Raw genomic sequence first — 14,770 nt, 5'->3', positions numbered from 1 at the left:
TGCGTCGGCTCACCTGCTGAGCAGCGACTCGACGTGCTCGCGGTGCTTCACCATGGCGCGGCCATAGGACGAGTATTCGCGCCCCGAGCTGCCCGGCGTGGCCTTCAGCGAATCGACGATGTCGGAGAGCTTGCGCTCGATGCCGCGGTTGTAGCGCGCGCCGGCCACGACGAACTGCTCTTCCGACAGGTTCTCGGTGTCCGCCCCGGGATAGTCGTGCAGCACCAGCCCCTGCAGGTGCCTCGCGACGATCTCGAGGTTGAAGAGATCCTGCTCGAGGCAGGAGACCAGCCGCAGTTCTTCCTCGTAGCTCAGGCTGTCGGGGTCCAGCCCCAGCTCGCGCACCGCGGCGCGCATCTGGATGCTCACCGCGCCGAACGAGGTCTGGCCCGGCGGCCTGGTGACCGTGAGGTTGCGGTCGACCCAGTCGGGGCCGCTCCAGTCGAAGCTGCGCAGCGCGAACATGGGCCGCTTGCTCCCGTCGGGCTTGCCGCCCACCTCGGCCCACGCAACGCTGCCGAGCAGCACCGGGGATATCTGGTACTTCTTCGCCACCGCGACGATGCGCAGCCGGTTGTAGAGCACCCAGGCGTCCTTGTAGTCGCTCAGGTGCGGAAAACCGCCGCCGAGCCGCTGGGGCAGCATCTGCCACTTGAAGGCATCCCACGACGTCCACTTCGGATAGTTGGCGTTGTCCGGCGCGCAGAACTCTCGACCACTCATCGGCACTCCCTCCGTTTCGGGAAAAGGCTGGGGCCGTTTTAGCGGGCCGGTCGCGAGTTGTCGAGCGGCGCGGGCGCCTTGTTTGCAACGATGTGCAGTAGGCCTTCGATCTGTAAGTACAAAGGCATCCTGATCCTGGCGCCCAGTGATAATTATTCTCATCCGGTACCGACAATACCCAGCAATACATCTGCGGCCGGCGCCGGAGCTTTCTAGAACACCCGCTCCTGGAGGATCTTCATGACCGAACGCTCACGCGTCCAAGGCCGCGCCGCGCGCGCTTTGCTCGGCGCCGGCGCTGCCCTGCTCGCCGCCACCGCCATCCCCGCACAGGCCGCCGCCGACGAGCTCACGCTCTACACAACGCGCGAACCGGCGCTGATCCAGCCCCTCATCTCCGCGTTCAGCGCGCAGAGCAACATTAAGGTCAACACCGTCTTCGTGAAGGACGGCCTGCTGGAGCGCGTGAAGGCCGAGGGCGCCCGCTCCCCCGCCGACGTGCTGATGACGGTGGACATCGGCAACCTGATGGACCTGGTCGACGGCGGCGTGACGCAGCCGGTGAAATCGGCCGCGCTCGAATCGGCCATTCCGGCCAACCTGCGCGGCGCCGACGGCCAGTGGTTCTCGCTCTCGCTGCGCGCGCGCGGTGCTGTACGCCGACAAGAACCTGCCGCTCACCAGCTTCCGCTACGAGGACCTGGCCAACCCCAAATACAAGGGCAAGGTCTGCATCCGCTCCGGCCAGCATCCCTACAACACCGCGCTGGTGGCCTCGCTGATCGCGCACGACGGCGAAGCCAAGGCCGAGCAGTGGCTGCGCGGCGTGAAGGCCAACCTGGCGCGCAAGGCCACCGGCGGCGACCGCGACGTGGCGCGCGACATCCTCGGCGGCATCTGCGACGTGGGCCTGGCCAACTCGTACTACGTCGGCCAGATGAAGAGCGCCAAGGAAGGCACCGACGCGCGCAAGTGGGGCGACGCCATCAAGGTGGTGCGCCCGACCTTCGCCAACGCCAAGAGCGGCGGCACGCACGTCAACATCAGCGGCGCGGCCGTGGCGAAGAACGCGCCGCAGCGCGCCAACGCGGTCAAGCTGCTCGAGTTCCTGGTGTCGGAGCCGGCACAGGCCCTGTACGCGCAGACCAACTACGAGTACCCGGTGCGCAAGGGCGTGGCGCTCGACCCGATCATCGGCCAGACCATCGGCGAGCTGAAGGTCGACCCGCTACCGCTGACCGAGATCGCCAAGTACCGCAAGCAGGCCAGCGCGCTGGTCGACAAGGTCGGCTTCGACCAGTAGCCGTGGCTCGCCCCCAGGCTGCGGCGCACTGCGTGTCGCCTCAGCCCCCATCCGGGGCAAAGCCGGTTCCACGGTGTTAATCGCAAAAACCAGAGCGCGCGCATAGGCATCTTTTGCTTCGCATGAACATAGGCGGTCGGTACGCGGGCCTGCAAGCCGCAGGCCCGGCCTGGCGCTGCGCGTCTTTCCTGATCGCCATCGGCGTGCTCGCGCCGGTGCTCACGCTGGCGTGGCTGGCATTCGGCTCGGGCCTCGGCCACTGGGGGCCGCTGTTCGCGCACGTGCTGCCGCAGGCCACGCTCAATACCGCCGTGCTGCTCGCGGGCGTCGGCACGCTGGTGCTGGTGATCGGCACCGGCTGCGCCTGGCTGGTGACGGCGCACGACTTCCCCGGACGCGGCATGCTGCACTGGGCGCTGCTGCTGCCGCTCGCAATGCCGACCTACATCGTCGCCTTCGCGTATCTCGACCTGCTGCACCCCATCGGCCCGGTGCAGGGCGCGATCCGCTGGATGCTGGGCTTCGACAGCCCGCGGCAGTTCCGCCTGCCCGATCTGCGCTCGATGCCCGGCGCGATCTTCGTGCTGGGCTTCGTGCTCTACCCGTACGTCTACATGACGGCGCGCGCGATGTTCATGACGCAGCCCGCGCACCTCATGGAAGCGGCGCGCATGCTCGGCGAAAGCCGGCGCGGCGCCTTCTTCCGCGTGGCGCTGCCGCTGGCACGGCCGGCGCTGGCGGTGGGGCTGAGCCTCGCGCTGCTGGAGACGCTCAACGACATCGGCGCTTCCGAATTCCTCGGCGTGAACACGCTCACGGTCGCGGTCTACACCACATGGATCACGCGCTCCGACCTCGCGGGCGCAGCGCAGATCGCCTGCGCGATGCTCTTCGTGGTGATCGCGCTGGTCTGGCTGGAGCGCAACGGCCGGCGGCACCAGCGCTTCGGCTCGGCGCAGCGCATGCGCGCGGTGCAGCCGCGGCGGCTGCGCGGCGCTGCGGCCTGGGCTGCGACGACGGCAGCCACGCTGCCGGTGCTGATCGGCTTCGTGGCTCCCGCTGCCTACCTGGTCTGGGAAAGCGCCAAGCGGCTGCGCCAGGGCGGCGGCATTTCGCAAGGACTGGTCGCGAGCCTGGGCAACACGCTGGCGCTGGCCGCGGGGGTCACCGCCGTCGCGGTGGCGGCCGGGCTGGTCGTGGCGTGGGCTGCGCGCAGCCAGGGCTCCGGCCCCGGCCGTGCCCGCTGGCAGGCGCGCGCTGCGACGCTGGGCTACGCGGTGCCGGGCACGGTGCTGGCCATCGGGCTGCTCACGCCGGCGCTGGCTTTCGACGCGGCCCTGGCCACGGCCTTCGGCTGGCAGGGGCTGCCGCTCATGAGCTGCGGCATGGTGCTGGTCGTGGCCTGCGCGATCCGCTTTCTCGCGATGCCGGTCGGCGGCATCGAGGCGGGGCTCTCGCGCATCCCGCCCGCCATCGAGCAGGCCTCGCGCCTGCTCGGCGAAACCACCGCCGGCACGCTGCGCCGCGTGCACCTGCCGCTGCTTCGCCCCGCCATGGCCTCCGCCGCGCTGCTGGTGTTCGTCGACGCGATGAAGGAGCTGCCGGCCACACTGCTGCTGCGGCCCGCCAACTTCGACACCCTGGCCACCTGGCTCTATGCCGAGGCCGCGCGCGGCACCTACGAGGAAGGCGCCATCGCCGCGCTCGCCATCGTGCTGGCCGGCCTGCTGCCCGTGGTGCTGCTCGCGCGCAACCAGCTGGGCACGCCTTCGGCCACACTGGCCGCCGAGAAGACACCGACATGAGCTCCCCACTGCATCTCGACGCGATCAGGCTGGCCTACGACACGCCGCGCGGCCCGCACACGGTCGTCGACGGCTTCTCGCTGGCGCTGGACGCGGGCGACATCGCCTGCCTCTTCGGCCCTTCCGGCTGCGGAAAGACGACGGTGCTGCGCGCCATCGCGGGCTTCGAGCCGCTGCGCGCCGGCACGATCCGCCTCGGTGACGTGCTGTTGTCGTCCACGCAAAAGCACCTGCCGCCCGAGCAGCGGCGCGTGGGCATGATGTTCCAGGAATACGCGCTGTTCCCGCACCTTTCGGCCGCGAAGAACGTGGCCTTCGGCCTGCGCCGGCTGGGCCGCGCCGAGCAGCAGTCGCGCGTGGCCGAGATGCTCGCGCTGGTCGGCCTTGCCGATGCAGGCGAACGCTATCCGCACGAGCTCTCCGGCGGCCAGCAGCAGCGCATCGCGCTCGCCCGCGCGCTCGCGCCCTCGCCCGCCCTGTTGCTGCTCGACGAGCCTTTCTCCAACCTCGACGGCGGCACGCGCGAGCGGCTGACGGCGGAAGTGCGCGGCATCCTCAAGCAGGCCGGGCAGACGGCCATCCTCGTGACGCACAACGAAGCCGAAGCCCACGCGATGGCCGACCGCATCGGCGTGATGCACGGCGGACGGATCACGCACTGGCTCGATACGGCGGCCTAGCACAAGCCGCCCGTTTCACGAATGGGCTTTCCGGGAAAAGGTTGTTCCGGCTCGCAAGAATCGCGGCGTTCCAGACCCACACCAGCCAAGCAAGAAAAGAACGGAAAGCCCCATGACGCAACAAGCCCTCACCCTCGTCAGCCACCTGCTGTGCCCGTACGTGCAGCGCGCCGCGATCGCCCTGCACGAGAAGAACGTGCCCTTCGAACGCGTGGTGATCGACCTGTCCAGCAAGCCGCAGTGGTTCCTCGACATCTCTCCGCTCGGCAAGGTGCCGCTGCTGAAGGTGCGCCGGCCTGACGGCGGCGAGGCCGTGCTGTTCGAAAGCAACGTTATCTGCGAGTATCTCGAAGAAACGCAGTCCGGCGCGCGCCTGCACCCTGAAGACCCGCTCACCCGCGCCGAGCACCGCGCATGGATGGAGTTCGGCTCGGCCATCCTCGGCGACCTCTGGGGCTACGAGACCACGCAGGACGCAGCCGTGTTCGAGCAGAAGCGGCAGGCGCTGCTGGCCAAGTTCCAGCGTGTGGAGGCGGCGCTGGGCGAAGGTCCCTACTTCGCGGGCGGCAGCTTCAGCCTCGTCGACGCGGTCTTCGCGCCGGTGTTCCGCTACTTCGAGGTGTTCGATGCGATCAGCGACTCGCTCATCTTCGATTCGCTGCCCAAGGTGGATGCATGGCGCAAGGCACTGGCCGCGCGCCCCAGCGTGCGCAACGCGGTGGTGCCCGAGTACCCGCAGCACCTGATGGAGTTCCTGAAGCGCCACCAGGCCCACCTGCTGACCCTGGCCGCTTGATCGCGGCGCCCGCAGGCTCACAATAGCGGGCTTCCCTCTCCACGACTACGAACAAGGCACCACGAGATGCGACTCCTCCACACCATGCTGCGCGTCGGCAACCTGCAGCGCTCCATCGACTTCTACACCAAGGTGCTCGGCATGAACCTGCTGCGCACTTCGGAGAACCCCGAGTACAAATACAGCCTCGCCTTCATCGGCTACGGCAACGGCAACCCCGACCAGGCCGAGATCGAGCTCACCTACAACTGGGGCACCGAGAGCTACGAGCTCGGCACCGCCTACGGCCACATCGCGCTCGGCGTGCCCGATGCCTACGCGGCCTGCGAGAAGATCAAGGCCGCCGGCGGCAACGTGACGCGCGAGGCCGGCCCGGTCAAGGGCGGCACCACCGTGATCGCCTTCGTCACCGACCCCGACGGCTACAAGATCGAACTCATCCAGCGCGACGAGAACGCCGCAGGCGGCGGCCTGCGCTGAGGGCCGCGCCGCCGACCCCGCCATGGCAGCCACGAAGAAACAGCCCGCGGCAACGCGCCATGTCGCGCTGCTGCGCGGCGTGAACGTCAACGGCATCACCATCAAGAGCGCCGAGCTGAAGGCGCTCTTCGTCGAACTGGGCTTCGGCGCGGTGCGCACGGTGCTCGCCAGCGGCAACGTGCTGTTCGACTCTGACGAGAGCGGCGCCGCGCTGCGCACCCGCATCGAGCAGGCGCTGCGCAAGCGCTTCGGCTACGACGCGTGGATCGTGCTGCTCACGCAGAAGACCTTGGCCGAGATCGCCACCGCCTACCCCTTCGAACGCATCGACGAGGAGCGCCATCCGTACATCGTGTTCGGCTCCGACAAGGCGATGCTCGACGAGATCATGGAAAAGGCCGGCGCGGTCGATGCCGCCACCGAGCAGTTGGAGCGCGGCAAGGGCGTTCTGTACTGGCAGTGCCCGCGCGGCGAGAGCCTCGATACGCCGGTGGCCAAGCTGCTCGGCAAGGCCCGCTACAAGTCGAGCACCACCACGCGCAACCTGCGCACGGTGGAGAAACTTCTCACCGACTGATTGATTCGTTGATCGATCAGCAGCCCAGCAGATCGGCCAGGTGGTCGATGTCGCGGGCGTGCAGGTTGTTGTCCGGCTGCGGCGACACGTCCTTCGGCCGGGCCTGGCCGAACTCGTGCGGGCGCTCGATGTAGGCCGTCTTCAGGCCGCAGGCGCGCGCGGCCGCGAGGTCGTCATGGTGCGCGGCGGCCAGCATCACCTGGCCGGGCGTCGCATCGAACACGCCCGCCACGCCAAGGTAGGTGCGCGGGTCGGGCTTGTAGGCCTTGAACACTTCGGCCGACAGGATGCAGTCCCAGGGCAGGCCCGCGCGCTTGGCCATCTCGGTGAGCAGGCCGATGTTGCCGTTCGACAGCGTGCAGATGGTGAACTTCTTCTTCAGCCGCGAGAGCCCGTCCACCGAATCGGGCCAGGCCGGCAGGCGGTGCCAGGCACGGCTCAGGTCGCGCTTGGCGCCGGCCTCGATGCTGTCGGCCAGGCTGAAGTCGTGCAGCACCTGGTCAAGCATGCTCAGGTGCAGTTCGTCGAGCAGCGTGAAGCCGCCCTCGCCCGCCGCGATGCGCTCCATCACCGCCTTCATGGCGGGCTGGTAGCCGGCGCGCCACGCGAGCGCGAAGGCCGCGCCGTCGATGCCCGGGAACACGCGCTCGACCTCGGCGGCGATGCCGCTGTGCCAGTCGACCACCGTGCCGAAGACGTCGAATGCGATGACCTTGAGATCGCTCGCGTCGAAATCCGCGCTGCTCATGGCGGCGGCGCTCAGCGCGACAGTTGGCTCGCGGCGCGTGCGAGCTGCTCGATGCGGGCCCAGTCGCCGTCGCGGATCGCGTCGGTCGGCACGATCCACGAGCCGCCCACGCAGGCCACGTTCGACAGCGCGAGGAACTCGGCCGCGTTGCCGGCATGGATGCCGCCGGTCGGGCAGAAGGTGACGTCGCCGAACGGGCCCTGCCATGCCTTGAGCATCGGCAGGCCGCCGGCCTGCAGCGCGGGGAAGAACTTCAGCTGCGTGTAGCCGTCTTCCTGCGCCGTCATGATCTCGCTGCCGGTGGCAACGCCGGGCAGAAGCGGCAGGCCGATGTCGTGGCAGGCCTTGCCGACGGAGCGCGTGTAACCCGGGCTCACGCCGAACTTCGCGCCGGCCAGCGCCGCGGCCTGCGCGTCGGCGGCGCTGCGGATGGTGCCAGCGCCGGCCACGGCCTCGGGCACGTCCTTGGCGATGGCCTCGATGCACTGCAGCGCCTGCGGCGTGCGCAGCGTGACCTCGAGCATGCGGATGCCGCCGGCCACGAGGGCGCGCGCGAGCGGGATGGCGTCCTTCACGTCGTTGAGCACGATCACCGGAATGACCGGGGCGTCGCGCATCACTTCGAGGGGGGTGAGTTTTTCAGTCATTTGCTGGCTCCAATCGGTTACGTATGCATCGCGCTCTGTGAGGACCGCCCCTGGTCACAGCCAGGTGCAGGCGCCCTCCTCGGCGGCCAGTGCATTGCGGCGCATGCCTGCGAACAGCTCGCGGCCGAGGCCGTGGCCGTCGGCGACGCGCTGCGCCTCGGACATGGTGGCGACCTCGCGGGCGGCCCATTCGTCCTCGGGCAGCAACACGGCGAGCGTACCCGCTACCGAATCGAGGCGAATCAGGTCGCCGTCGCGCACCTTGGCCAGCGGCCCGCCGGCGGCGGCCTCGGGCGAGACGTGGATCGCGGCCGGGATCTTGCCCGAGGCGCCGCTCATGCGGCCGTCGGTGACCAGCGCCACGCGGAATCCCTTGCCCTGCAGCACCGACAGCGGCGGCGTCAGCTTGTGCAGCTCGGGCATGCCGTTGGCCTGCGGGCCCTGCCAGCGCACCACGCAGACCACGTCGCGCTCCAGCTCGCCGGCAGTGAACGCCTTCTGCAGCGCGGCCTGCGAGTCGAACACGCGCGCGGGCGCCTCGATGACGTGGCGGTCGTCTGGCACCGACGACACCTTGATGACGCTGCGGCCCAGGTTGCCGCTCAGCAGCTTGAGGCCGCCGGTAGCGCTGAACGGATTGGCGACGGTACGGGTGACGGCATCGTTCTGCAGCGCGGCGCCCGGCGTCCATTGCAGGCGCTTCTGGTCCTGCTCGCCGGCTTGCTCCGTCAGCGACGGAATGTTCGCGAATTCGCGGATGCCGCCCGAACGCACCGTCAGCACGTCGGCGTGCATCAGGCCGGCATCGACCAGCTCGCCGATCACGAGGCCCGGACCGCCCGAGGCCTGGAACTCGTTCACGTCGGCGCTGCCGTTGGGGTACACGCGGGTCAGCAGCGGCACCACGTCGGAGAGTTTGGAGAAGTCGTCCCAGTCGATCAGGATGCCGGCGGCGCGCGCCACGGCCACCCAGTGGATCAGGTGGTTGGTGGAACCGCCCGTGGCGAGCAGCGCGACCATGGCGTTGACGATGCAGCGCTCGTCGACCATCTCGCCGATGGGCGGGCAGTCGAACGGAGCGTTGCCCGCCTTGCCAAGCACGGTGCGCACCGCCTCGCGCGTGAGCGTCTCGCGCATCGCGTCGCCGGGTTGGATGAACGCGGTGCCCGGCACGTGCAGGCCCATGGCCTCCAGCAGCATCTGATTGCTGTTGGCGGTGCCGTAGAAGGTGCAGGTGCCGACCGTGTGATAGGCGGCCATCTCGGCGTCGAGCAGGCCCTGGCGGCCGACGAGGCCCTGCGCCGCCTGCTCGCGCACCTTCGACTTGGCGCTGTTCGACAGGCCCGAGGGCATCGGGCCGGCCGGCACGAAAACCGTGGGCAGGTGACCGAAGTGCAGCGCACCGATCAGCAGACCCGGCACGATCTTGTCGCACACGCCGAGCATCAGCGCCGCGTCGAACATGTCGTGCGTGAGCGCGACGGCAGTGCTCATCGCGATGACGTCGCGGCTGAAGAGGCTCAGCTCCATGCCGGGCGTGCCCTGGGTCACGCCGTCGCACATGGCGGGCACGCCGCCGGCCACCTGGGCGGTGGCGCCGAGGCTGCGGGCCTCGTTCTTGATGATGTCGGGGTAGCCCTGGTACGGCGCGTGGGCCGAGAGCATGTCGTTGTAGGCGGTGACGATGCCGATGTTGGGCGCGCGCTCGGCGACCACGCGGAACTTGTCGTTGGCCGGAATGCCGGCCACGGCATGCGCGACGTTGGCGCAGCCCATGCGGTCGGAGCCGCGGTCGCGGTTGCGGATTTCGGCAAGGCGGGCGAGGTAGGCGCTGCGCAGCCCCTGGCTGCGCTCGCGGATGCGATCGGTGACGTCGCGGACGGTGGGGTTCGTGCTGCTGCTCATGGGGGTCGATGGCTCCTGCTGCATGTCGCCGGAGCGACTGTGGGCCTGGAAGGCCATGGTAACAAGCCAGGCGTGCGGGCCCGATGAAATCCGAGCGCAGGGCAATACGAATTTACCCGTTTGCATCCTGTGACGAAGCACACGCAAAAAAGCCCGGCGTGGCCGGGCTTCCTGGGGAATAGGCGCAAGGGGCTTTCAGTCGACCAGCTTGACCTCGACGCGACGCGCCTCGGCGTTGTTGCCCGAACCGGCCGTGACGGCGGGCTTCTGCAGATCGACCTTGGCGGCCGGCACGCCCAGGCCCACGAGCACGTCGCGCACCATCTCGGCGCGCTTCTTCGCGAGCTGCTCGTTGATGGCGGCGTCGCCGGTGGTGTCGTGGAAGCCCGAGATCACCGCCTTGCGGCCGCTCTCGACGCCCTTGATGACCGCGGCCAGCGCTTCGGCGGCGCCCGGCGCGAGGTCGGCGCTGCCGGTCGCGAAGTAGAAGTTCACCACGCCGTCGACCACGCGGATGCTCGCGCCGTCGGGGATGACCACGGTCACCGTCTCGGTGACCTCTGCCACCTTGGGCGCCGCGCCGGCGGGCGGCGCCGAAATCACCACCGCAGCCGCAGCGGGCTTGGCGACCGCCACGTTGGCCGCGTTGGTGTGGGCCTTGTGCCAGAGCACGATGCCGATCACGAAGAAGATCACCAGCGCGATCAGCGCCATGACGAATCCGAGGATGAAGTTCTGCTGGCTGTCGTCGTCGCTCATCGGGGGTCTTGCTCCGTAGGGAAGTGGCCGGTAAATAATGGTGCGGTGAACCATGATCAGGAAATTGTAGGTGCCGCTTCCGTCACGCCCGTGTCGGACCCTGCCCCGAACCCCGGTCCGCCGGGACTCGATCCCATGCCCAGGCCCCTGCGCGACCCGCAGCCCATGCTCGAGCGCGCCATCGCCGACTGGGGCGGGCACGAGGACCTCTGGCTCTTCGGCTACGGCTCGCTGATATGGCGGCCCGAATTCGGCTTCACCGAGCGCCGCCCGGCCTGGGTGCACGGCTGGCACCGCGCGCTGAAGATGTGGAGCCGCGTGAACCGCGGCAGCGTGCAGACGCCCGGCCTCGTGTTCGGGCTGCTGTCCGGCGGTAGCTGCCGCGGCATGGTGTTCCGCGTGCCGAAGGCCGACGGCCTCGAAACGCTGCGCCGGCTCTGGCTGCGCGAGATGCCCACCGGCGTGTACGACCCGAAATGGCTGCGCTGCGGCACCGCCCAGGGCGATGTGCGCGCGCTGGCCTTCACGCTCTCGCGGCGCAGCCCCAACTTCACGGGCGAACTCAGCGACGAGCGCTACCGCCACATCTTCGCCAATGCCGTGGGCCGCTACGGTAGCTCGCTCGACTACGCCCAGCAGACGCTGCTGGAGCTGCAGCGCCATTCGATCCACGATGCCGCGCTGGCGCGGCTGGTGGCGCTGGCCGAAGTGAAGCAGCAGCTCGCATCGGAGAATGCGGCTGATTGCGATGCGCCGCAGGCTCCGGTATATGTTCCGGGGTCGGCAGACAAGTCTTCATCCCAACCTTCCGGATCCAACAAGGAAAACACATGAACCAAAGTCGTCTCATCGCCACCGGCGGCGCCCTCCTCGCCTCGGCCCTCCTGGCCGCCTGCGGCAGCATGGGCGGCAAGCCGAGCACCGCCGTCGAGCTGGTGCCGACCGCCGCGATCACGCCCAACCCGACGCGCGGCACGGTGACCTTCACCGCCCTCGACCACGGCGTGCGCGTGGCAGGCGAAGTGCGCGGCCTGGTGCCGGGCAGCGAGCACGGCTTCCACATCCACGAAAAGGGCGACTGCGGCGACAACGGCAACGCCTCGGGCGGCCACTTCAACCCGACCGGCGGCACGCACGGCAAGTTCGGCGCGCCGGGCAGCCATGCGGGCGAACTGCCCAGCCTGCGGGCCGATTCCAGCGGCGTGGCGCGTTTCAGCCTCGAAGACCACTCGATCTCGCTCACCCCGGGTGCCGCCAACAGCGTGATCGGCCGTGCGCTGGTGGTGCACCGCGACCCCGACGACTTCACGACGCAGCCCGCGGGCAATTCGGGCCCGCGCATCGCCTGCTCGGTGATCGCGAAGCCCTGACGGCAGAAGACAGAGAAGAAAAGGAAGGCTAGGCGCCCTCGCGCGCCAGCCACAGCGCCTCGGCCTGCGCCAGCGCTTCGGGCGTGTCGATGTCGGTGACCACGCCCACGTCGTCCACCGCGAGGTCGGTGACCGAACCGGTGGCACGCATCGCTCGCAGGACCGACGCCGCGCCGGCCGCACCCTCCAGCGCCGCCAGCTGTGCGCCGCACACGGCGGCGAAGCCCACCGGGTGGCCCCGCTCCCCCCGATACTGCGGCTGAACGGCATTCACCGCGCCGCCCAGGGCGGCCGCCACGGCGTGCAGCGTCTGCGGCCGCACCAGCGGCAGATCGCCCGGCAGGATCAGCCAGCCCGCCGCGCCCGGCGTGGCGCGCACGGCGGCCGCTATCGAATCGCCCATGCCGGGGTGCCCGGCGTCTTCCACGTGCCAGGGCAAGCCGCTGGCGCGCACCGCGTCGAGCGTGCGCTCCAGCACCGGCCTGCCGGCCAGCAGCGCCCTGAGCTTGGAGCCGGTGCCGCCGGCCGCGATGAAGCGCTCTCCACGGCCCGAGGCCAGCACGATCACCACCGGGGAATTCGCCTTCTGCGTCGTCATGGGCCGAGTATGTGCGCAACAATCCCGGCATGACTTCCCCTCTTTCCAAAGACGCGCTGGCCGCGCTGCGCAAGAGCTACGAGCGCGCCGAGCTCGACGAGACCCGCAGCGCCGACGATCCGCTCAGGCAGTTCGAACGCTGGCTCACCGAGGCCGTCGAGGCGCAGGTGCCCGAGCCCAACGCGATGACGCTGTGCACCGTGGGCAGCGACCTGCGGCCATCGAGCCGCATCGTGCTCATCAAGGGCTACGACGCGCGCGGCATCGTCTGGTACACCAACTACGAGAGCCGCAAGGGCCGCGAGCTCGCGGGCAACCCGTATGCGTCGCTGCAGTTCCACTGGGTCGAGCTGGAGCGCGTGGTGCGCATCGAGGGCCGCGTGGAAAAGGCCGGCGCCGATGAAAGCGACGCCTATTACGCGAGCCGTCCGCTCGATTCGCGCATCGGCGCCTGGGCCAGCCCGCAGAGCGAAGTGATCAGCGGCCGCGAGGTGCTGGTGAAGAACGCCGCCGTGTTCGCAGCCAGGCATTTGCTCTCGCCGCCGCGCCCACCGCACTGGGGCGGCTACCGGCTCGTGCCCGACCGCTGGGAGTTCTGGCAGGGCCGCAAGAGCCGGCTGCACGACCGGCTGCGCTACAGGCTCGAGGGCGCGGATTGGGTGCGCGAGCGCCTGGCTCCGTGAAGCGGATCGTCGTCAAGCCTCGCAACCGACCACCTTGAATTCGACGCGCCGGTCCAGTGCGTCGCTCGCATCGTCGGCGCCCGTGCCGACGATATTCTCGCGGAACCCCATGCCCGATTCGCGCAGCTTCTTCGACAGCGGCGGGGCCTCGCCCACCAGTTTTGCTTTCACGCTGGTCGCGCGCTGCAGCGACAGCCGCTCGTTCACCGCTTCTGAACCGGTCCGGCTGGTGTGGCCCGTGACCACCACGCAAGAATCGATCTGCGCTGCCTGCCGCGCGATCTGGCGCAGCCACATCGGATAGGCGGCGCTGATCTTCGGATCGGAAAGAAAGTCGGTCGAGCCCGGCTTGAACAGGAACTTCACGCTCAGGTTGTTGGTTTCGAGCCCCAGCCGGGCGATGGTGCCGAATGTCTTCTCGGCATCGGCCGTGCGGCCCAGTTGCGACTGCGTGAGGTACAGCCCGCTGTAGATGCGCAGCTGCTGGCCGTCGGGCCGCTTCGACGCAGCTTCGTAGCGGCTCAGCGCCTCGCTCATGCGGCCGGCCTCGTAGGCGGCGGTGGCTTCCTGCAGCACGGTGGCAGTCGGCAGGCGTTCCAGGTACAGGGCGTCTGCGGCCTGGCCGGGCTGCGTTTCGGCGGTGCGGATGTAGCCCTCCACGCCGCGGTCCTTGCCGTTCACCGGACTGTCGCGGAAGAAGGCGGTGGGGCGGGTGTCGAGCGAGGCGTCGCTGATGCGCGTCACCGACTGCGCGATCACCACGCCGCTCTTGATCTCGGTGAGCGCGAGGTTCAGCCTGTAGGGCGCGCCCGAGGCGTCCTTGTCGCGCACCAGCGTGCCGTTGAGCACGTACTGCGCGTTGCCGATCTCCGTGGCGTTGAAGGGCGAGACGGTGAACTGCTTGAACTGCGCCTGCATGCGCTGGACGATGCGCTGCTCGGCCACGCGCGTCACCTCGGTCTGCTGGCCGCTCGCGCCCTCGAGCAGCGGGTCGATCACGATGCGGCGCTGCGTGAGCGTCGACTCCACCTTGGCCAGGAATGCCGGCAGCTTCTGCGTCTGCACCATCAGGTCGTCCACCGCCTGGTTCACAGCCTGGTCGAAGGGCATCGCGTTGCCGGTCGCGGGACGGTGCGCGCAGGCCGCGGCAAGCACGGCGGCGGCGCACAGCGCGAGCATGCGCAGCGCCAGGCGGGCTCGTTGGATGGTGGTCGTCATCAGCATTGGCTCCTCAATGTCTTCATGTCCTGGTCCGACAGCGGCTCGCCGACGGCGGCGCGCATGTTGATTTCGCTGCAGCGCTTCGACGGCGCGGGGCGCGGTGCCGCTGCGGCCTCCCTCTGCACCGGAGGGGGTGCCGACGGCGGCGGCGCGACCGGCTGCGGGCGTGCCCTGGCCGCCGGCTTCGGCTTCGACGGCATTTCCTCCGCCTTGTCCGCCTTATCCGCCTTCTCGGCCTTGCCGGCGCCGGACGATTCGGCCGGCTCGCGCGGCACGTTCGCCGACAGGCACGGCGTGCGGCATGGCTTGGCCTCGGCGGCATCCGCGGCCCGCACGGGACGGCCGTGCAGCGCGATCACCGTCGCGACCACCGCCATAGCAAGAAGGGCCGAAGAGCGCGCCGGGTGAATCATCAGCCGGCAAATGTAGGGGCCGGAAGGCCGCGCGGCATCTCGCCAAACGGCCACCCTGCCGA

General features: G+C 69.5%; 16 protein-coding genes and 1 pseudogene. 9 read left to right on the top strand and 8 right to left on the bottom strand.

Translation table 11 applies throughout. From position 1 onward, the window contains the following. Positions 1-9 precede the first annotated feature (9 nt). A complete protein-coding gene (locus ACHMXA_RS13240; RefSeq protein ID WP_176664802.1) occupies positions 10-723 on the bottom strand; it encodes a hypothetical protein in 714 nt (237 codons plus the stop codon). A 240-nt stretch (positions 724-963) separates the two neighbouring features. On the opposite strand from ACHMXA_RS13240, the pseudogene ACHMXA_RS13235 reads away from it, so the two are divergent. From ACHMXA_RS13235 to ACHMXA_RS13210, 6 genes and pseudogenes are all read left to right on the top strand, one after another. Further along, positions 964-2,026: pseudogene (locus ACHMXA_RS13235) on the top strand (Fe(3+) ABC transporter substrate-binding protein). A gap of 122 nt (positions 2,027-2,148) precedes the next feature. Next, on the top strand, positions 2,149-3,831 hold the full coding sequence (locus ACHMXA_RS13230) for an iron ABC transporter permease (RefSeq protein ID WP_176664800.1): 1,683 nt from the start codon (positions 2,149-2,151) through the stop codon (positions 3,829-3,831). Further along, positions 3,828-4,511 (top strand): ABC transporter ATP-binding protein, encoded by a 684-nt coding sequence (locus tag ACHMXA_RS13225; protein WP_176664799.1) that lies wholly within the window; start codon positions 3,828-3,830, stop codon positions 4,509-4,511. Before ACHMXA_RS13230 ends, ACHMXA_RS13225 begins: the two co-directional genes overlap by 4 nt. 112 nt (positions 4,512-4,623) lie before the next feature. Further along, the gene (locus ACHMXA_RS13220; protein ID WP_176664798.1) at positions 4,624-5,307 is read left to right on the top strand and encodes a glutathione S-transferase family protein; all 684 of its coding nucleotides are present in this window, start codon (positions 4,624-4,626) and stop codon (positions 5,305-5,307) included. Between the two features lie 66 nt (positions 5,308-5,373). Then, positions 5,374-5,787: a lactoylglutathione lyase gene (gene gloA, locus ACHMXA_RS13215; protein WP_019654873.1), complete on the top strand. Its 414-nt coding sequence runs from the start codon at positions 5,374-5,376 to the stop codon at positions 5,785-5,787. Between the two features lie 22 nt (positions 5,788-5,809). Then, positions 5,810-6,364, top strand: coding sequence for a DUF1697 domain-containing protein (locus tag ACHMXA_RS13210; protein ID WP_176664797.1), 555 nt, complete (start codon positions 5,810-5,812; stop codon positions 6,362-6,364). Positions 6,365-6,380: 16 nt separating this feature from the next. On the opposite strand, the gene ACHMXA_RS13205 is transcribed toward ACHMXA_RS13210, so the two are convergent. From ACHMXA_RS13205 to ACHMXA_RS13190, 4 genes are all read right to left on the bottom strand, one after another. Continuing rightward, a complete protein-coding gene (locus ACHMXA_RS13205; protein ID WP_176664796.1) occupies positions 6,381-7,112 on the bottom strand; it encodes a haloacid dehalogenase type II in 732 nt (243 codons plus the stop codon). A gap of 11 nt (positions 7,113-7,123) precedes the next feature. Next, positions 7,124-7,759, bottom strand: coding sequence for a bifunctional 4-hydroxy-2-oxoglutarate aldolase/2-dehydro-3-deoxy-phosphogluconate aldolase (eda, locus tag ACHMXA_RS13200; RefSeq protein ID WP_176664795.1), 636 nt, complete (start codon positions 7,757-7,759; stop codon positions 7,124-7,126). Between the two features lie 54 nt (positions 7,760-7,813). Next, positions 7,814-9,664, bottom strand: a complete 1,851-nt coding sequence (gene edd / locus ACHMXA_RS13195) for a phosphogluconate dehydratase (protein ID WP_176664794.1) — start codon at positions 9,662-9,664, stop codon at positions 7,814-7,816. Positions 9,665-9,859: 195 nt separating this feature from the next. Then, positions 9,860-10,423 carry an OmpA family protein gene (locus ACHMXA_RS13190; protein WP_176664793.1) on the bottom strand — a complete coding sequence of 188 codons (564 nt, stop codon included), beginning with the start codon at positions 10,421-10,423 and terminating at the stop codon, positions 9,860-9,862. 135 nt (positions 10,424-10,558) lie between these two features. Here ACHMXA_RS13190 and ACHMXA_RS13185 point away from each other — a divergent pair, with 135 nt between their 5' ends. Together ACHMXA_RS13185 and ACHMXA_RS13180 are read left to right on the top strand one after the other, a co-directional pair. Next, complete coding sequence (locus ACHMXA_RS13185; RefSeq protein WP_176664792.1) at positions 10,559-11,257, top strand: gamma-glutamylcyclotransferase; 699 nt, start codon at positions 10,559-10,561, stop codon at positions 11,255-11,257. Continuing rightward, positions 11,254-11,793, top strand: coding sequence for a superoxide dismutase family protein (locus ACHMXA_RS13180; RefSeq protein WP_176664791.1), 540 nt, complete (start codon positions 11,254-11,256; stop codon positions 11,791-11,793). The genes ACHMXA_RS13185 and ACHMXA_RS13180 overlap by 4 nt, the downstream gene beginning before the upstream one ends. 28 nt (positions 11,794-11,821) lie before the next feature. On the opposite strand, the gene ACHMXA_RS13175 is transcribed toward ACHMXA_RS13180, so the two are convergent. Continuing rightward, positions 11,822-12,391, bottom strand: coding sequence for an NTP transferase domain-containing protein (locus tag ACHMXA_RS13175; RefSeq protein WP_176664790.1), 570 nt, complete (start codon positions 12,389-12,391; stop codon positions 11,822-11,824). A gap of 29 nt (positions 12,392-12,420) precedes the next feature. On the opposite strand from ACHMXA_RS13175, the gene pdxH reads away from it, so the two are divergent. Continuing rightward, a complete protein-coding gene (pdxH, locus tag ACHMXA_RS13170; RefSeq protein ID WP_176664789.1) occupies positions 12,421-13,074 on the top strand; it encodes a pyridoxamine 5'-phosphate oxidase in 654 nt (217 codons plus the stop codon). Positions 13,075-13,086: 12 nt separating this feature from the next. Here the strand turns inward: pdxH and ACHMXA_RS13165 are convergent, their stop codons facing one another. Next, on the bottom strand, positions 13,087-14,298 hold the full coding sequence (locus ACHMXA_RS13165; protein ID WP_176664788.1) for an OmpA family protein: 1,212 nt from the start codon (positions 14,296-14,298) through the stop codon (positions 13,087-13,089). Then, positions 14,292-14,708: a hypothetical protein gene (locus ACHMXA_RS13160; RefSeq protein ID WP_395320927.1), complete on the bottom strand. Its 417-nt coding sequence runs from the start codon at positions 14,706-14,708 to the stop codon at positions 14,292-14,294. The genes ACHMXA_RS13165 and ACHMXA_RS13160 overlap by 7 nt, the downstream gene beginning before the upstream one ends. Positions 14,709-14,770: the final 62 nt, after the last annotated feature.

Source organism: Variovorax sp. UC74_104, from assembly GCF_044055375.1.
Taxonomy (GTDB): domain Bacteria; phylum Pseudomonadota; class Gammaproteobacteria; order Burkholderiales; family Burkholderiaceae_C; genus Variovorax.
The sequence above is the reverse complement of the archived record's forward strand: the minus strand, read 5'-3'. Positions and strand labels throughout refer to the sequence as shown.

What these genes read in the sequence shown, in the direction of transcription:
- ACHMXA_RS13240 (WP_176664802.1), bottom strand. Translation starts at nt 723, where the DNA reads ATGAGTGGTCGAGAGTTCTGCGCGCCGGACAACGCCAACTATCCGAAG.
- ACHMXA_RS13230 (WP_176664800.1), top strand. Translation starts at nt 2,149, where the DNA reads ATGAACATAGGCGGTCGGTACGCGGGCCTGCAAGCCGCAGGCCCGGCC.
- ACHMXA_RS13225 (WP_176664799.1), top strand. Translation starts at nt 3,828, where the DNA reads ATGAGCTCCCCACTGCATCTCGACGCGATCAGGCTGGCCTACGACACG.
- ACHMXA_RS13220 (WP_176664798.1), top strand. Translation starts at nt 4,624, where the DNA reads ATGACGCAACAAGCCCTCACCCTCGTCAGCCACCTGCTGTGCCCGTAC.
- gloA (WP_019654873.1), top strand. Translation starts at nt 5,374, where the DNA reads ATGCGACTCCTCCACACCATGCTGCGCGTCGGCAACCTGCAGCGCTCC.
- ACHMXA_RS13210 (WP_176664797.1), top strand. Translation starts at nt 5,810, where the DNA reads ATGGCAGCCACGAAGAAACAGCCCGCGGCAACGCGCCATGTCGCGCTG.
- ACHMXA_RS13205 (WP_176664796.1), bottom strand. Translation starts at nt 7,112, where the DNA reads ATGAGCAGCGCGGATTTCGACGCGAGCGATCTCAAGGTCATCGCATTC.
- eda (WP_176664795.1), bottom strand. Translation starts at nt 7,759, where the DNA reads ATGACTGAAAAACTCACCCCCCTCGAAGTGATGCGCGACGCCCCGGTC.
- edd (WP_176664794.1), bottom strand. Translation starts at nt 9,664, where the DNA reads ATGAGCAGCAGCACGAACCCCACCGTCCGCGACGTCACCGATCGCATC.
- ACHMXA_RS13190 (WP_176664793.1), bottom strand. Translation starts at nt 10,423, where the DNA reads ATGAGCGACGACGACAGCCAGCAGAACTTCATCCTCGGATTCGTCATG.
- ACHMXA_RS13185 (WP_176664792.1), top strand. Translation starts at nt 10,559, where the DNA reads ATGCCCAGGCCCCTGCGCGACCCGCAGCCCATGCTCGAGCGCGCCATC.
- ACHMXA_RS13180 (WP_176664791.1), top strand. Translation starts at nt 11,254, where the DNA reads ATGAACCAAAGTCGTCTCATCGCCACCGGCGGCGCCCTCCTCGCCTCG.
- ACHMXA_RS13175 (WP_176664790.1), bottom strand. Translation starts at nt 12,391, where the DNA reads ATGACGACGCAGAAGGCGAATTCCCCGGTGGTGATCGTGCTGGCCTCG.
- pdxH (WP_176664789.1), top strand. Translation starts at nt 12,421, where the DNA reads ATGACTTCCCCTCTTTCCAAAGACGCGCTGGCCGCGCTGCGCAAGAGC.
- ACHMXA_RS13165 (WP_176664788.1), bottom strand. Translation starts at nt 14,298, where the DNA reads ATGCTGATGACGACCACCATCCAACGAGCCCGCCTGGCGCTGCGCATG.
- ACHMXA_RS13160 (WP_395320927.1), bottom strand. Translation starts at nt 14,708, where the DNA reads ATGATTCACCCGGCGCGCTCTTCGGCCCTTCTTGCTATGGCGGTGGTC.